This window comes from Streptomyces arenae, assembly GCF_022343545.1.
Lineage (GTDB): Bacteria > Actinomycetota > Actinomycetes > Streptomycetales > Streptomycetaceae > Streptomyces > Streptomyces humi.
The window spans coordinates 34073-49183 of the sequence record NZ_JAKQYH010000059.1 but is presented as its reverse complement, the minus strand read 5'-3'; the positions used below and the strand labels follow the sequence as shown (position 1 = coordinate 49183).

The window sequence follows — 15111 nt, the reverse complement described above, 5'->3', positions numbered from 1 at the left end:
GTCACTCCTCGTCCAGCGACCCGAGCTCGTCATCGCCAATCTCGGGGCGCGTGCCTCCGAGAGCCCGGTCCTTGACCGCCAGCTTCAGCACCAGCCTATGAGTACGGACCGTGGCTTGCTCGCCCCCAGCTCCGACGCCGACCACTCCGAAGGAGACCTTACCCTCACCCTTGGCGGACTTGCGTAGCTCGAGCTGCAGCTCGAGCTCCGCCTCTTCAACGCCGAAGGCGAATTGTTGGTGGGCGCCGAGCCGCTGGGCCTCGTACAGCTCCTGCCGCAGCTCTTCGATGGCCGCAGCCAGACCGATAGTCGACACCTTCGCCTCGCCCCCGGTTCAAGACAGAAAATACTAGATCGTCCGTACGGTACAACGCGGGCGGGACACTTCAAACCTCGTTCACGGGACAGGACTTGCGCAAGGGAGCGGTATGTCCCGCAAGGGAAGACGTGCATCGCGCAAAAGGAGCCCAGCGAACCGTCAACCGAGCACTGGCCACGCCGCGGGGCCATTCGAGCACTGGGTCACACGACTGAAGTCGTGGCGGATCCTCTACAGGTTCAGCTCAAACCCACTGTGCAAATAGCCATCGCCCAAGTGGCACTGGTTCTGGAGCATCGTTCGAAGTCCTGGCAAGTTTCGGCAAGTTCCTCGCTCGGTAGCCCCGTCGCGGGCAAGCTCTGGCACAGAGATCCTTACCGGCATCCGAGGAGGACATCATGGCCCTGCGCAAGCTCGGCAAGGACCCGGAGAGTCCGAGTGGCGGCTCGCCCACCATCTACGTCGACGAGGAGAAGGACAGCTACCTCGTGCAGGGGTGGAAGGTGCAGGACGCCGAGCGTCTCGGGCAGATGGACATCCCCGGCCACGAGTCGGTGGTGGAGATCCCGCGGCGCATGGTGCAGTTCTTCCTGGAGGTGAAGAAGGATGACGAGGCCCCCGACGTTTGAGGAGCTGTTCCGTGACTGCCAGAGGACGGCTGTCCATCTGGAGATGCGTGACGCCTACATGAAGTCGGACCCGGCCTTCATCGACTGGAAGGCCGGCGTGGTCCTGGACCCCGCTGAGCGCTGGGCGGCTTGGCACGCCATCGTCACGGAGGCGACCTCGCGCGGCGTCGAGGTGCGCCGTGCCCGCGTCGTCTCGATGCCGGTCAGCGAGTACATCCGCTTCGAGTACGACGTGACGGACGGGCTGAACATCGCGGCCGGCGAAAGTGTGCGGTGGCTCTCGCGGCGCTCCGCGACCGACATCGCGCTTCCGGGCAACGACTTCTGGCTGTTCGACTCCCACCTCGTCCTCGTCAACCACTTCGACGGCGAGGGCGAGAACATGGAGGTCGAGCTCACGGAAGACCCCGAGGTGGCGAAGCTGTGCGAGTCGGCCTTCGAGGCCGTGTGGCAGCGCGCGACGCCCCACGCCGCGTTCCAGCCGGCCTGACAGCCTGAACAGCACGGCCGCATCGACATGACATCGCCCTCTTCGAGCGTCCAGGAAGCCCGCAAGGCGCTCGGACAACGCCTCGCCGAAATCCGGAAAACGGCCGGACTCACCAAGCGAGCATTGGCCCAGAGCCTGGGCTGGCACGAGTCGAAGGCTTCGCGCTTCGAGAGCGGCACACGCGCGCCCTCGGAGCGCGACCTTCGCGCGTGGTGTTCCGCGTGCGGCGCGGAAGGCCAGGCGGAAGACCTCATCTCGACGGCCCGCGGAATTGAGGGCATGTATGTCGAGTGGCGCAAGATGGAACGCCACGGCCTCAAGTGGGCGCAGGAATCCGTGGTTCCTCTCTGGGAGCGCACCGAGCGCTTCCGCATTTACTCGCCCTGGCTCATCCCCGGCCCCGTGCAGACGGCCTCGTACATCACCGCGCTTCTGACCTCCATTCGTGACCGCCGAGGGCTCATCGACGATGTTCCGGCGGCCGTCAAGGTGCGCGTGGAGAAGCAGCAGGTCGTCTACGGGAACCACACGTTCGCGATCCTGCTGGAGGAGAGCGTGCTGCGGTACCGCATCGGCGGCACCGACGTGATGGCCGGCCAACTCGGCTACCTGCTCAGCGTCATGGCACTGCCGTCGGTGAGCATCGGCATCATCCCCCAGGACGCCGACCGCTCGGCTCTGTGGCCGGTCGAGGGATTCTTCTTGTACGACGACGAGTTGGTAAACGTCGAACTCGTCTCGGCTCATCTCACCGTCGTCCAGAAACACGAACTTGCCATGTATGCCAAAACGTTCGGCGAACTGGCAGAACTTGCCGTCTACGGCGCCGCAGCGCGAGAAATCATCACCGCCGCCATCGAATCTCTAGGGTGAATGCCCGGCAAGTTCCGGCACACTCGTGGAACCCCCTCCGCTCCCCTTCTTAGCGTTATAGCCACGGCTGACAACGCGCTCCGGAGGGGCCAGTGATGACAGTGGCAAGTACGGGCAAGACCTTCGAGACGGCCGAGGACATCGCGGGCGACGGCGCCCCCATCGACGTAGAGGCGATCTCCTCGCAGACGAACACCGTCCTCGGCCTGCGGATGGACACCACAACCCGCGCAACGATGGACCAGCAGGTACCGGCGATCGCCGGACACCTGAACCGCCTGCTCCACGAGGACCTGGGCGCCGACGACGACCGCGAGGTGCGCAAACTCCTGCGCGAGGGCACCAAGTTGGTCGACCTCACCAGCCGCCCGACACCCGAGACGCCCACCTTCGGGACCTACCTCTACCTCCGCAATCTCGCCCTGCTGACACGGCGCCTGCTGTGGATCTACTCCCAGCGCAACGGGCTGAAGGCCCCGTGAGCGTCAGAGACGACCAGATCGTGCGGGAACTCTCCCACTACATCTACGAGCACCCCGCCGACCGGATGGCGCTGATGCCGGTCTACGACGCGGCCCGCGACCACTCACAGCGCCGCGCCTGCACCCACGACCAGCGCTGCCCCCTCGTGACCACCGGAGCGGTCGTCGTCAACGAGCACGATCGTGTCCTGTGCCTGCGGCACGACGGAGGCTATGCCCTCGCCGAGGCGGAGCCGGAGGAGAGGGACGACTCCCTCAGCGAGGCGGCCCTGCGCCTGCTGGCCGAGGAAGTCGGCATCCGCGACGTGTGGACGCAGCCCGGCGCCGAGGGACCCTTCCTGGTCGACGTGACCAGGCCGGGCCAGCACCGGTACGGGCCCCGCCTCCGGGTCGGCATCCGCTACCTCTTCCGGGCCCACTCGGGCGCCGTGTTCCCGTCGATGATCGAGACCGGTGCGGCGGCCTGGGTGCCCCTGACCGACATAGGCATCCCGTCGGTCCGCGCCCGCGTGGAGCACCACCTGATCGGAACCCTATGAGCCCCCACAACCAACAACTCGCCTACGTGGCAAGCCTCATCGCACTCGCCGGCTCCCTCCTGCTCGGCATCTGGAGGGGCTGATGTACGAGCGCCGGACCAAGGAAGCGCCGGCCCTGCCCCCTCCGCCGATCGGAACGATCGGGCACACCCGACCGCCGGGCGATGTCCGCATCGGTGACTTCGTCTACCTCGACGGCGAGTACCAGCGCGTCCGGGACATGAGGTCCGCCGGCACCGCAGCCCACCGCGTACTGATCTTCGCCGGACGGGAGCCCTGGGTCATGCGAGAGGCCCGGACCACCTACCGGCCCATCGGCCGCCTGTGACTCCGCCTGTTCGGGCGCCGCACTCCCCCTTCTCACCTCATCACGCGAGGAGCTTCGCCATGCGCTTCCGCAAGATCCACGGCGCGGGAAACGACTTCGTCCTGCTCTCCGATGTCGGACCGGACGACGACAAGGAATGGCCCAAAGAAGCGGAACGCCTGTGCGCCCGGCGCACCGGCGTAGGCGCGGACGGCCTGGTCATCAGCCGACTGATTAGCCACCATCCCGCCGTCCTCGACGTCATCTGCTTCAACGCGGACGGCTCAACCGCGACCATGTGCGGCAACGCGCTGCGGTGCTCCGCCTGGGCCGCTCACCGCGATCACGGCTTCCAGCAGATGAGTCTCCACATGGCCGGCGTGGAGCACGACGCCGTCGTGTCCGACGACTCCGTGTGGGTCACGGCCGAGGTCGGCGCGGTCCACCCACGGCGCTTACAGGTCGTCATCAAGGGCAGACCGACCTGGTTCGACAGCGCCCACACCGGCACGGAACACGTCGTCGCCATCGTGGAGGACGTGGACGCCATCGACGCGGTGGTGGTCGGGCGCCTCGTGCGCCACCATGCCGACATTGCCCCGCTCGGGACGAACGTCAACTTCGTCCAGTCCGCAGGCCATCAGGCACTGAAGATCCGCACGTACGAGCGCGGGGTCGAGGCCGAAACCCTCTCGTGCGGAAGCGGAGCCGTGGCAGCCGTGGTCATCGCCACCCTGCGCGGGCTCGTCGCCGGACGTGCCGTCACCGTCCATAACCGCGCCGGCGAACCACTCACTGTCCGGCCGCACAACACCCGGCCGACCCGAACCCACTGGGTCGGCGGACCGGTCACCCACACCTTCGAAGGGGTACTCACATGACTCGCTTCCTCAACCCCAGCTCGGACGCCGCACTGCAGAAGGCCGCCGAGGAGCTTCGCGAGTGGGGACGGAGCCGCCAGGGCCTGCGGGTCGCCCTCATCTACGGGCCCGTGTCCGCCGAGGACAGGCTCTACCACTCCAAGTGCCCCGTCGAGCAGCGATCCGTCACTGCCCTGGGTACGGCGCTGGAAGAGATCGGGTCCCAATGGAAGGTGCTGGACCCGTGCGAGCCCGACTTCATCATCGACCTGGCCGGGTACGACGTAGCCCTCTCCAATCTGCACGGCCCCTACGGCGAGGACGGCCGGCTGCAGGGCCTGCTCGACTACCTGCGCGTGCCCTACTGCGGCAGCGGAGTCGCGGCATCCGCGGTGGCCGCCGACAAGATCCTCTGCAAGCGCGTGATGCTAACCCTCGGCGTCCCCACCCCCGGCTGGCAGGTCTGGTCCGGCAGCAGCCCGGTGACCTGGAACAGACGCCCCTTGATGGTCAAACCGCCCTTCGGCGGATCCAGCGTCGGCATGAGCCTCGTACGCGATCCGGCAGACCTGCCCGCCGCTCTCGCGGATGCGGCCGGTGACGAAGGCATGGAGGTGCTCGTCGAGGAGTACGTGACAGGCACGCCGATGACGGTGGGCCTCCTGGAACTGCCGGGCGGCTCGGTCGTCATCTTCCCGCCACTGGCCACCGAGGCCGCCGAAGCCGACTTCTACGACGCCGACACCAAGCTCGACGTGAACTCCAAGGGCTCCGTCATCGTGCGCGCCGCCGAGCTGGAGCCCGAGGTACTGGATGCGCTCACCGAGCACGCCCGGACGCTGTGGGACGGCCTCGGCCTGCGCGGTTCAGCACGCATCGACTTCATCCTCACCAACGACGGCGACCCATACGTACTGGAGGTCAACAGCACGCCGGGCATGTCCCGCGACAGCAACTTCGCCGTCGGGGCCGCGATGGTCGGCCTCACACACACGGACATCGTGTTGGCGATGCTCCACGAGGCCCTGGCCCGCCCGCCCTACGATGTCCCCCTGCCCACTCCCGCGTTCGCCGGCACCACACGGGCTCGGGAGGCTGCCGTCTCGCCGTAGGAGCCCGCCACTGTGCCGCGTGTCCACGATGTCCCCCTGTGCCGACAGCTCATCGACCCCGCCGAATGGGACCTGCACGGCGGATGGGCACTCGGGGACAGGATCGAATGGTCCAACCGGGCGTGCGGCCTGGCCTCGCTGAGAATGATCCTGCTCGCCTACGGCCGCGAAGCACCCACGGTCACGGAACTGCTGAAACTCGCCGTCAAGCACGAGGTCCTGACCCCGCGTGGAGCACTCCACGCCGGCATCGCGAGCCTGGCGACCGACCTCGGAGTCCCCTCGACCGCCGAGCCCGTCCCCGTCGAAGACCTGACCGCACGCCTCGACCACGCACCGCTCATCGTGTCCGTGACCGAGCAGTTCCCCGACGACGGCCGCGCCGGCGGCCACCTCGTCATCCTCCGCGGTTACGAGGACGGCCCGGACCCGACGATCCACTTCCGGGACCCGTCGGCCTGGGGCCAGACCCACGACCGAGTCCCCCTCAGCCGCGTATCCGCTTCCTACACCGGCCGCGCAATCACCTTCACCCCCCTCAAACCCAACGGAGAGTCTTGATGACCGAGGCAGCCGGCAACGCAACCGAAGCCACAGGCGGCCGGCGCATCGCCGTACTCGGAGAAATGCTGGAACTGGGCGACGAAGCCGTCGAAGCCCACCGCGAAGTCGGGCGCATGGCAGCCGAGAACGGCGTCGATCTCGTCGTCGCGGTCGGCGGGGACATGGCCAAGCAACTCGCCCTCGCTGCAGGGGCGGCAGGGGTTCCGGATATCGCGCTGGTCGGCGACAACGCCACCGCCGCCGCCTACCTCGACTCCATCCTCCGCCCCAACGACGTCGTACTCGTAAAGGCATCCCGCGGTGGCCAGCTCTGGCAGATCGCCCAAGCACTCGCCGGCCAGCCCGTCACCGGTTTGTAAGCAGGAGCCTGGAAGAGCATGGACTCGCCAACTGCAGCAGGATCCCGGTCCTCCAGCGCAGCCCAAAACGCCGCCCGCGGTAGCGATGTCACGCTCGCTGGCTCGGGACCCGGAGAGCACGGTTCCTGATCAGCACGGCCAAATTCCAGGCGTCAGGCCCTGAGCAAGGTGGTGAGCGCGGACGCAGTCGGATCCCTCGCCGTCGACCTCCTCACCCACGTCCACCTGGCGGATTGCCTCCGACCACACTGCTTCCTCGGGCAACTGCTACATCCTCAACCCAGTCGGCACCTGGGCCCGCGTCCACTGGCACCTGAACAAGGGCGAGGGCGAAGTCGACTTCAACGAGCTCTTCCAGGAACTGCAGGCGAACGGCTTCGACGACACGGTGACCGCCTGCGCGCTCGCCTGGGAGCGGAAGGCGTAGCTCCTCCACCTTCATGCCGAAGAAGATCAACGAGTACCTCACTGCCTGGAAGACAACAGCCCAGCGCCTTGCGGGCGCTCAAGCGGTGACAGGAGGCACCGACACTCAATACCGGACATCGTGTCGCCATGAACACAAATAGAACATCGCCCGGTTCCAGCCGTCAGCGAGTGCTGCCGCGGAGACTAGCTGAGCCACCCATGGCCACCACCCAGCCACGATCAGCCACTTACTCGCTGTCAATGCACCGCCTTCGGTCACCTCGCCAATCGACCGATTCTCCCCCTGTCCTAGCTATTGGTCACCCTCGTACGGTGAATCCCGTTTTGCCTGTGCGTGTGCTCACCGCATCTACCACCGGAAAATGCGGCCGCCGTGCGGGCTCAGGGGGCAGGGGGAGGAAGCTCACATGGACCCGTTGGCATTTCCCGTACTGGCCGGAACGCTGTTGACCGAGGCGGTCAGGTTTCTCTTCGACCGAGCGAGTGCGGTCTTGGACCGGCGAACAGGTCGCGTGCCGGTAGAGGAGCCGGAGCAGGTTCCAGGGCAGGCCGAGCCCCTGCTGGTCAGGGCCTCGACGCTCAGCGACGAACGCGTCGCACGCCTCACGGGAGGTCAAGGTGCGCTCCGCGTCTACCTGTCGCGGCCCGAGCTGCTCCAAGGCGACGACGTCGAATTGAGGGAGCTGCTGGGGCAGCTGCGCCGGGACCTGGAGGAGGTATACGGGCGCCGGCTGCCCTTCGGTGACGAGACGGAGGCAGACCGGCCCGGAGTGGAGGTCTCGCAGCGAGCTGATGACGTTCGCGGCAAGCAGGTCGGCATGCGCGTCGGCGGCGACATCACGGATCGCGGACGGGCGCACGTCGATCAGGAGGCCGGAACCATCCAAGAAACTGGTGAACAGGTCGGCATTGAGGTTCAGGGCACGCTCGGCTGAGGCGGGGCGACAGCATGAGCTTCCATGACAGCCGTTCAGGAGAATGTCCGCAGCAAGCCTTGCCCCGGCTCAGAGAAGATGAGGGGCATGAGGACGAGCAGCCGACACAGCGGACGCCGTCCGCGCCGACGCCTCAGAACCAAGATGCCGGGCCGAGCAGTCCGGCCACGCTACCGCCACCGCCCCCTGAACCGCCTGCCATTGCTGCGTCGCCCACGCCAACGCTCAGAACGTCGGCAGAAGCCGCGGTCGTAGAGCATGTCTCGGACGACGCCCTTCGGCAGTGGTTTAGGGCCGGGCCACCCACACGCTACGCGGTGGAGGCGGTCGGGCAGGCCGCTGTGCTGCAAAGGGCCTTCATCAACTACGGTGAACAGGTCGGCACGAAGTACGTTTACGAGCAAACCCTCGACTCGCACGCCCCGATCTCGTCCGAGTACCTGGCCGTGGTCCGCCAGGTGTACGCCGAGCCTCGCCACGCTGGCCGATCAACCACAAGCTCCTTCAGGCGGGCCGTCGACGTCCTACGCCAGGCAGGCTCGGTGCTCGTCATCAGTCGCCCGCCGAACAGCAGTCGCGCCTTCACCGCCTACGCTCTACTCGCGCAACTGCTGGACGACGGCGTCATCACCGAAGTACGGCCGCTTCCCTTCGGGGGATCCCAGCACTTCCCGACCAGACGTCTGCCCCACGACCAACACTGCGGCTACCTGCTCGAACTTCCCCCTGATGAAGACGATTTCACGGTCGACGCCTCCTTCGGCGGCAACCTGCACAAGCTCGTCGAGCGCCTCCAACGACGCAACTGCCGGCTCATCGTCCTCACTCGCCCCGAGCAATGGCGGCGTATCAGTCACGGGGCACCGGACGGCGTCGCAGCGGAGTTGGGAGCGGTACAGCCGCGCGACATAGCCGAGCGGTGGCTCCTTGGGCAGGAGCCCGACTTTCCAGCAGACCAATGGCTCGATCACCGGGACGTCGAGCCACTCCTCGTCGGCCAAACCCCGACCGATGTGCTCAACCTCGTTTACCTCATGCTGGAACAGCATCGGGCAGCCCGCACTGCAGGGCCCTGACCCCTCTGCCCCGGACCAGGCACTCAGGCATACACAGGACGCTCCTCTTGGCTCAACGTTCGATGAGCAGGTGGCCAACGTCGTCGCCGCCCACAGCAACTGGGAAGAAGATCTTTACAACTGGCACGAACCCAAGGAGGGGTCCCGTACCAGTTTCGAGCGTAACTTCCTGCTGGCGGCAGCTGTTCTGCGCGGCGATCCGGTCGGCCATGTGTACGTCAGGGCCGCGAAGCTGACCGAGCTGCTTGACGGCGGGAAAGTCGAGGTGAACGGCCAACGGGAACCTGGGGTCATCGCCATGACGAGAGCCATCGGGGCACGGCGTGGGGACGACGGCGCTCTTTCCTTCAGTCGCCCGCACTGGGACGACGCCGCCGTCGAGTACTTCTGGAACGACCGTCCGCTGGCTCGCACCCCCTTCCTGGGCTGGCTCGCGCAGGCGCCCTTCGTCGACACCAACACGAGCAGGGACGCGCTGGAGATCATCAGCAAGGAGGACCGTCTTGCTCTGGCCGAGCGCGTGGGGCAGTTCGCTCTGCGATGGGCCGTGCGTCATCGCCGCCAAACCCCGCTGCAGAGCATCGTCGAGGAGTGGTACGAGCACGGAACGGCCAAGGAGTTGTGGCCCCTGGCCGTTGAACTCCTGGGCTCCGCGGCCGTACACGCCGCCAGCGCGCCCTATATCCATTCCATGCTGCTGGCTTGGTCGAGCCGGAGCCAGCCTCATCTGCAGAGAGCCGTCGTAGAGGTGTGCACGGGCGCCTTCGGCCGCCGGCACACCGCCAAGGCGTTGCGTCGGCTCAGGAATGTGGCCGCGCAGGGCCATCCGGACGTGATCGACACACTGCGCGAGGCGGTACGCGTGCTGTGGGAGGACGCCACCGTACGCCAGATGCTGTTCGGGTACGTCGTCGATTGGTGCAAGTCCGAGAAGACCAGCCAGACCGTCGGACATCGCACGTTCACCGCGCTGGCCCTGAACTCTCCACCTGAGACAACTGGCCTTCCGCCACTCCTCAAAGCCCTTTCCGAGGAGACTTCCGACGAGGAAGACGCCTTCCGCCCCGCCGTACAAGGACTCGTAACGGGCTGGCGCACCCTGTTGCGTCAGGCGGCGGGACCGACAGGCGAGCGAGACCTCGACAAAGCCGTCTTCACGTGGCTGGACGCGGCGCGGGAGCGCCCCGCGCTCAAATCCGTCGTCTTCGACACCCTGCGCCAGGCCGTGAACGTCCCGGGCACCGACGGGCCCATCCTTCGCGAGACTCTGCGCACCTCCGCCCAATGGTGGGTTCAGGGGCAGGACCGCCCGTATTCCAAGGAACGGGAAGACGTCAAGCGTGAGCTGTCCGCCCTGCTCGACCAGGACCTCATAGCCCGGCGCAATCAGCCGATCGCGCCTCAGCCCTCGCCGCCTGGTGCGTCAGGCGTTGAGCCCGAGGCGGATGTGAAGGCCGGCGCCGCATGAAGCGCCGTGCCGCCAAGACGAACGCGCTCAAGCAGGAAGAACACGCCAGCTGGACCTCGGTCTTCACGGACCGCGTCCAGAGTGTGGATCCACTGCTCTACTTCATCACCGAGATCCGGGTGGCATGGAGCCGCACCGACGCCAGCGCGCCGGCCCATCGACACACAGCACCGCGCCTTGCGAGAAAGGAGATCGAAGAGGCGGCTGGGCGCTGTAGCGTCCTTCGTCCGGCTGCGGCCGAGCAGGACATCACGACTGCGGTCCAAGGACAGCTGCCACTCGCGGCGGACGGTGTAGTGGTCACCGAGGTCCAGCTGCGCATCACCGTGGAGGACGACATCCGGGAGGCCGCTCTCCATGCGGAGCGCCTGCACCAGGAGCACCGGCGACAGGCAGAACGCATCCGACGCGACCACGAACTGGATGACCTGGCGCGGCGGCAGGTCCGGGCCCGCGAGGCGTTCCTCCGGGAGGAGATCCTCGCCAACCCGTCCGCAGCCCGGCTCTACGGCCTGCTGGAGGGAGCCTCGAAGCACTGGACCCGATTAGGAGGCCCGCCCGCGGGCACCGACCTCGACGACCTGGTGCGCGAAGTCCATCAATGGCAACCAGGGCAGCAATGGGTTACAGCCGCGCAGCTGCTCCACAACTTTGTCACCGGCCTGACCGAAGAAGGACGCAAAGAGCTGCTCACCCTCCTCGTCGATGCTGTCCGCGCGTTCGGCGACGACAACACAGCCCACCACCTCGCCCTCCTGCCGGGCGAGGTGCAATGAAGAGCACTACGCTGCGCTGGATTCTCGACCCCGTCACCAGCATTCTGGCTCTCCGGCTGCGTGCGCGAGAACGGGGCCGACTGTCCTACGACGCCGCCTGGCGCCTTGCCCGGGTCATGCGTCATCCGGACGAGATGGGCTACCGACTCCACGGACACCGCAGCGACGACACGTAGCAGAATCTGACCTGCCTCGCAGGACTCTGGGCTCCTGACACCCCATCAGAACGAGCGTCAAATGAGCGTCCTTTTGGCGTCAGGATCTCGCCCGTAACGCCCACATCGCACATAACGCGCAGCGCTAAAACCGCAGGTCAGGAGCCCTTCACGGCCGGTTCAAGGACCGCCACGCACTCCACATGATGAGTCATCGGAAACAAGTGCGGACGTTGCCGAGGGCTCCACAATGGTGCTGGTGCCGGTGAGCCCATTGCGACTCACCTCCAAGGCTGAGCGAAACAGGATATCCGCTAATGGCCGGTTACCGAAACCGGTGATTCCGCGGACTATTGGCACTCCACCGCGTCTCCCCACTTCCTCACCAGCGTGGAAGCAACCAAACCGGAAAGGCACTGCTGACAGAGATGCCTAGTCAGAGCGGCGAAACGCCTCACAGCCAGCTCACCCCCGAGCACATCCGCGCCACCTGGAGTGGGACGGCGAGCGTCGAGGACGCTGCCCAGGCGTTCGGCCTGTCGAGATCCAAGAGCTACGACCTCGTTCGACGCGGAGAATTCCCATGTCGCGTGCTACCGATAGGCCGCACCGCCCGTGTCGTCACCGCCTCGCTCCTCCGCGTACTGGAGAGCGGCGAGCCGGAGTACAACGCAGGCCCCAATCCGTCATGACCAACTGCACTACGACGCTCCTTCGGAGCAAGCCGACGGGGGACTCACGTGTCACAGCCCCAATGACGGGAGCTGCGAGGACACGAGCTGGATCAGGTGAAGACCTCCCGAGCAACGTAGCGAGACTGGCCCCCGGTGTTCCGTCCGCTTCCAGGACGGCCGAACAACGGACCCCGTCCAGATAGATGTCGTACGAGCGGACGTGACCCTGCGGTGAGCGGCCAGGCAAAGGGCCGACGCCCTCGTGGCCGCCCCGGACCGGCCACGATCCCGACCTACGCCCCGAACAATTTCGCATTGCTGCGCGGTGGCAACCGTCACCAAGCTCTGACAAGTACCTCTTCAAGGCGAACTGCTCCGCAGGGAGCTCATCGCGAGCTGACCCACAACGCTCCGCTGATCACTCCACTCCGTGATGCCGCGTGCCAGGTGCACACCCTGCCCGTTGTCATAGTCCGGTGCCGCTTTGATCGGCCTCTCCTGGATTCACCACCGCGGTGGCGCACAGCCAAGTTCGCTCACGCTGATGGGACTCTGCTGCGCCAAGGACGAGAGGGTCTGCCTACGGCGCTTCGTACTCCGTGGGCATGCGGATTTCTCGGATGGTGGCCGGGTCGCGTGGTACTGGAACGGCCTGGGTGCTGATGACTTGGGTGCCCGTGGCCCGGGCTGCGTTTGCCAGATCTTGCAGGACGTCGTCGACCACAGTGGTGTCAATGCCCTGCTGGTACGGGTTGTCCAGGAGCAGCAGGCCGGGGCAAGCAGCTTCTTCGTCGAGATCGGATGCCAGGTAAAGAGTGGCGTAGCTGTAGGCGAGGAAGAAGAGCACCTTTGTCTCCGCCCCAAGGGCTTGATCCCAGGGGCGGGTACCGACGTAGAAAGTGAGGTCACTGTCGTTGATGGTGATGGCGCCTTTGACCCAGCCGCGCTCGCGGTAGCGGTGGAGAAATTCGTTCATGCGCTCGGCGAACAGGGCGCATCGTTCGACGGAGGTGAGCGTCGCTGTGGCAACGGTGGCAGGCTCTTGGTCAAGTGCGTCGACGGCTTGTTGTGCAGCGGTTACAGCCTGGCTGGCTACCGCGCGGCGTTGGAGGATCTCCTCGACGGCGGGAAAGGCTGTCATCTTCTGTTCAAGCTGCGCGATTTGGGCGGCCAGGTTTTCGAGGGTGGCCATGAAGGGTGCCAGCTGGGCGGCGCGTTGTTCGTTGATGCGGTGTGCGAGCCGTGTCTGCTCGTCTTGAAGGTCATCTCGGCGGGTGCGGGCCGCCTGCAGATCGGCGGCGGTGCGGGTGGTGACGTCTTCGAGGTCGGCGAGTTCCGACCTGAGCGACCGGATCTCCACTTGTGCTCGTCGGCGGCGCTGGTCTTCGTTGACCGGTTGGAAGCACAGGTAGCAAGCGTCCTCGTCGTGCGCTCGGTGTGGGTCGACGCGTTGTTCGCATGCTGGGCAGAGTCGTACGGGGAGGGCGTCGAAGATCTCCACGGAGGCGATGAGGCGTTCCATGCGGGTCACCTCGGAGGTGACCGTCTGGGCGGAGTAAGTGTGTTCGCTGCCGAGTTGTTCGAGCGCGACGACTTCGTCGACCGCAAGTTGCAGCCGCTTGGATATGTCTTCATACAGGCTCGTCAGAGACGGGTCGTATCCGGCTGCCGTCTCGGTGGTAGATGATCCCTGCAGGAGGCTGTTGATCTCCCGCGTCAGTTCGTGACGTCGTTGGCGAACCCCATCGAGTTGGGAAGTGACCTCTTCTCGTGCGGCCGCTACCTGGTCAAGGGTGCGGGCGACGGGGATGCCGAGCCGTTCGGAGATGGCGGTGACAGCCTGCAAGGTGCTGTCCTGCACGTCGCGCTCTACTGCCTGGGCTTCGGCAAGGCGCCGCTTGGCCTGGGCGACGGCGAAGTCCTTGGTGTCGTAGCGGGAGCGGGCGAAGCCGAGGAGCATGCTGACGACGCCACGCCGGATGAATTCCTGTTCCTTGTTGGCGAAGCTCGTCCAGGATTCTTCGTTCCGGTAGAAGTGGCGCAGCAGATTCCGGAAGGACAAGGGTGTCAGTTCACTGGCTGTGGCAGGGTGGAGGCCCTTGGGGATGCGTAGGTTGGGCCAGCCCAGCTCGCGCAGGATCCAGTCTGAGAAGTCGGCGTCGGTCAGCTCGTCTCCGTCGACGTACACCTTGTTCATGCGCCCGTGCTGGAGGAGACGGGTCAGGATGCGGGGGTGTCCGTTGAGCCGTATGGCGGTGGAGACCTCGACGTACTCGTCGGATACGGCGGCACCGAGGGCGTCAATCATCCCGCCGCGATCGCCGAAGCAATAGTCGATGACCTTCAGCGTGGTGGTCTTGGAGCTGTTACGGGGCCCGCTGAGGATGTTCAGCATGCCAGTTTCAAAGGCATACTCGTCGATCTCTCCGGTGTTGTGGACGAGCTTGACGGAGTCGATCCTGATCCCGCGGTCGAGGTGGGCGGTCACGGGCTTTGTCATGGCCGGATCTCCTGGCGGAAGGGCGCGTTGCCGACCTCGTCTGGGAACAGGTCGTAGATCAGGTTCTTCAGGTCGGTGCCCGACATGGCGGCCAGATTTCCTCGCATGGCCTGACAGCGCCGGACCAGGGGCTGAAACTGGCGGGTCTCGGTGAGACGCTGCGCTGTCCTCTTGCCGGCGGCTTTGAGTTTCACTCGTTCAACCCGGTGGCTCGTGATAGTCACGAGGTCCCTGGAGACGAGGAAGGCGAGGAACTGCCGGTATCGCTGATCCCAGGGTCCGTAGCGGTAGCGGATCATCGGTGCCTCGACTTCGGACGGGTCGGGGGCGAGAAACGCGGTTTCGGCACCGACGGCTTCCGGCATCGCGGCGTGGGCCCGCTCCAGGAATCCTGGATAGCGCACGAAGAAATCGAGCTTGGCGAACTTCGTCCGTCCCTCGATGTAGGGACCGGGGTCCTCACCGCAGAGGTAGATGAGCAGCAGGAGCCGTGTTGCATGGAAGTCAGGGGAGTCATCCGGGTCCCAGGCGCGATACAGCGGGGGCACCACGCTGCTGCCGATT

The 15111-nt window shown here is 66.1% G+C and carries 19 protein-coding genes; 16 read left to right on the top strand and 3 right to left on the bottom strand.

What is annotated here, in order from left to right; translation table 11 throughout:
- Position 1: 1 nt before the first annotated feature.
- Positions 2-316: a trypco2 family protein gene (locus MB828_RS26250; RefSeq protein WP_301650353.1), complete on the bottom strand. Its 315-nt coding sequence runs from the start codon at positions 314-316 to the stop codon at positions 2-4.
- Between the two features lie 401 nt (positions 317-717).
- Between MB828_RS26250 and MB828_RS26245 the strand changes: the two genes are divergently transcribed.
- The 16 genes from MB828_RS26245 to MB828_RS26170 all read left to right on the top strand — a co-directional run bounded on the left by MB828_RS26245 (position 718) and on the right by MB828_RS26170 (position 12065).
- Positions 718-948, top strand: a complete 231-nt coding sequence (locus tag MB828_RS26245; protein WP_301650352.1) for a hypothetical protein — start codon at positions 718-720, stop codon at positions 946-948.
- Positions 926-1438, top strand: a complete 513-nt coding sequence (locus tag MB828_RS26240; RefSeq protein WP_301650351.1) for a DUF6879 family protein — start codon at positions 926-928, stop codon at positions 1436-1438. Before MB828_RS26245 ends, MB828_RS26240 begins: the two co-directional genes overlap by 23 nt.
- A 27-nt stretch (positions 1439-1465) precedes the next feature.
- On the top strand, positions 1466-2311 hold the full coding sequence (locus MB828_RS26235) for a helix-turn-helix domain-containing protein (RefSeq protein WP_301650350.1): 846 nt from the start codon (positions 1466-1468) through the stop codon (positions 2309-2311).
- Between the two features lie 95 nt (positions 2312-2406).
- Positions 2407-2793 carry a hypothetical protein gene (locus MB828_RS26230; protein WP_301650349.1) on the top strand — a complete coding sequence of 129 codons (387 nt, stop codon included), beginning with the start codon at positions 2407-2409 and terminating at the stop codon, positions 2791-2793.
- A complete protein-coding gene (locus MB828_RS26225) occupies positions 2790-3332 on the top strand; it encodes an NUDIX domain-containing protein (protein ID WP_301650348.1) in 543 nt (180 codons plus the stop codon). The genes MB828_RS26230 and MB828_RS26225 overlap by 4 nt, the downstream gene beginning before the upstream one ends.
- An 82-nt stretch (positions 3333-3414) precedes the next feature.
- Positions 3415-3660 (top strand): hypothetical protein, encoded by a 246-nt coding sequence (locus tag MB828_RS26220; RefSeq protein ID WP_301650347.1) that lies wholly within the window; start codon positions 3415-3417, stop codon positions 3658-3660.
- A 59-nt stretch (positions 3661-3719) separates the two neighbouring features.
- Positions 3720-4520, top strand: coding sequence for a diaminopimelate epimerase (dapF, locus tag MB828_RS26215; RefSeq protein WP_301650346.1), 801 nt, complete (start codon positions 3720-3722; stop codon positions 4518-4520).
- Complete coding sequence (locus tag MB828_RS26210) at positions 4517-5611, top strand: D-alanine--D-alanine ligase family protein (protein WP_301650345.1); 1095 nt, start codon at positions 4517-4519, stop codon at positions 5609-5611. Before dapF ends, MB828_RS26210 begins: the two co-directional genes overlap by 4 nt.
- Before the next feature lie 12 nt (positions 5612-5623).
- The gene (locus MB828_RS26205; RefSeq protein ID WP_301650344.1) at positions 5624-6172 is read left to right on the top strand and encodes a C39 family peptidase; all 549 of its coding nucleotides are present in this window, start codon (positions 5624-5626) and stop codon (positions 6170-6172) included.
- Entirely contained in the window at positions 6172-6534 is a 363-nt protein-coding gene (locus MB828_RS26200) for a glutamate ligase domain-containing protein (protein WP_301650343.1), read from the top strand. The genes MB828_RS26205 and MB828_RS26200 overlap by 1 nt, the downstream gene beginning before the upstream one ends.
- Positions 6535-7370: 836 nt before the next feature.
- Positions 7371-7898 (top strand): hypothetical protein, encoded by a 528-nt coding sequence (locus MB828_RS26195; RefSeq protein WP_301650342.1) that lies wholly within the window; start codon positions 7371-7373, stop codon positions 7896-7898.
- Positions 7899-8215: 317 nt separating this feature from the next.
- Positions 8216-8974 carry a hypothetical protein gene (locus tag MB828_RS26190; RefSeq protein WP_301650341.1) on the top strand — a complete coding sequence of 253 codons (759 nt, stop codon included), beginning with the start codon at positions 8216-8218 and terminating at the stop codon, positions 8972-8974.
- A gap of 70 nt (positions 8975-9044) precedes the next feature.
- Complete coding sequence (locus tag MB828_RS26185) at positions 9045-10442, top strand: hypothetical protein (RefSeq protein WP_301650340.1); 1398 nt, start codon at positions 9045-9047, stop codon at positions 10440-10442.
- Positions 10439-11218, top strand: coding sequence for a hypothetical protein (locus MB828_RS26180; RefSeq protein WP_301650339.1), 780 nt, complete (start codon positions 10439-10441; stop codon positions 11216-11218). The genes MB828_RS26185 and MB828_RS26180 overlap by 4 nt, the downstream gene beginning before the upstream one ends.
- Complete coding sequence (locus MB828_RS26175) at positions 11215-11394, top strand: hypothetical protein (protein WP_301650338.1); 180 nt, start codon at positions 11215-11217, stop codon at positions 11392-11394. Before MB828_RS26180 ends, MB828_RS26175 begins: the two co-directional genes overlap by 4 nt.
- Before the next feature lie 407 nt (positions 11395-11801).
- On the top strand, positions 11802-12065 hold the full coding sequence (locus MB828_RS26170) for a helix-turn-helix domain-containing protein (RefSeq protein ID WP_301650337.1): 264 nt from the start codon (positions 11802-11804) through the stop codon (positions 12063-12065).
- 562 nt (positions 12066-12627) lie between these two features.
- Here MB828_RS26170 and MB828_RS26165 read toward each other — a convergent pair.
- Positions 12628-14547 (bottom strand): hypothetical protein, encoded by a 1920-nt coding sequence (locus tag MB828_RS26165; RefSeq protein WP_301650336.1) that lies wholly within the window; start codon positions 14545-14547, stop codon positions 12628-12630.
- Positions 14544-15098, bottom strand: a complete 555-nt coding sequence (locus MB828_RS26160) for a hypothetical protein (protein WP_301650335.1) — start codon at positions 15096-15098, stop codon at positions 14544-14546. Before MB828_RS26160 ends, MB828_RS26165 begins: the two co-directional genes overlap by 4 nt.
- Positions 15099-15111 lie beyond the last annotated feature (13 nt).

Bases quoted from the DNA above. Each gene is read 5' to 3' on its own strand.
- MB828_RS26245 (WP_301650352.1), top strand. From the start codon at position 718: ATGGCCCTGCGCAAGCTCGGCAAGGACCCGGAGAGTCCGAGTGGCGGC.
- MB828_RS26240 (WP_301650351.1), top strand. From the start codon at position 926: ATGACGAGGCCCCCGACGTTTGAGGAGCTGTTCCGTGACTGCCAGAGG.
- MB828_RS26235 (WP_301650350.1), top strand. From the start codon at position 1,466: ATGACATCGCCCTCTTCGAGCGTCCAGGAAGCCCGCAAGGCGCTCGGA.
- MB828_RS26230 (WP_301650349.1), top strand. From the start codon at position 2,407: ATGACAGTGGCAAGTACGGGCAAGACCTTCGAGACGGCCGAGGACATC.
- MB828_RS26220 (WP_301650347.1), top strand. From the start codon at position 3,415: ATGTACGAGCGCCGGACCAAGGAAGCGCCGGCCCTGCCCCCTCCGCCG.
- dapF (WP_301650346.1), top strand. From the start codon at position 3,720: ATGCGCTTCCGCAAGATCCACGGCGCGGGAAACGACTTCGTCCTGCTC.
- MB828_RS26210 (WP_301650345.1), top strand. From the start codon at position 4,517: ATGACTCGCTTCCTCAACCCCAGCTCGGACGCCGCACTGCAGAAGGCC.
- MB828_RS26200 (WP_301650343.1), top strand. From the start codon at position 6,172: ATGACCGAGGCAGCCGGCAACGCAACCGAAGCCACAGGCGGCCGGCGC.
- MB828_RS26195 (WP_301650342.1), top strand. From the start codon at position 7,371: ATGGACCCGTTGGCATTTCCCGTACTGGCCGGAACGCTGTTGACCGAG.
- MB828_RS26180 (WP_301650339.1), top strand. From the start codon at position 10,439: ATGAAGCGCCGTGCCGCCAAGACGAACGCGCTCAAGCAGGAAGAACAC.
- MB828_RS26175 (WP_301650338.1), top strand. From the start codon at position 11,215: ATGAAGAGCACTACGCTGCGCTGGATTCTCGACCCCGTCACCAGCATT.
- MB828_RS26170 (WP_301650337.1), top strand. From the start codon at position 11,802: ATGCCTAGTCAGAGCGGCGAAACGCCTCACAGCCAGCTCACCCCCGAG.
- MB828_RS26165 (WP_301650336.1), bottom strand. From the start codon at position 14,547: ATGACAAAGCCCGTGACCGCCCACCTCGACCGCGGGATCAGGATCGAC.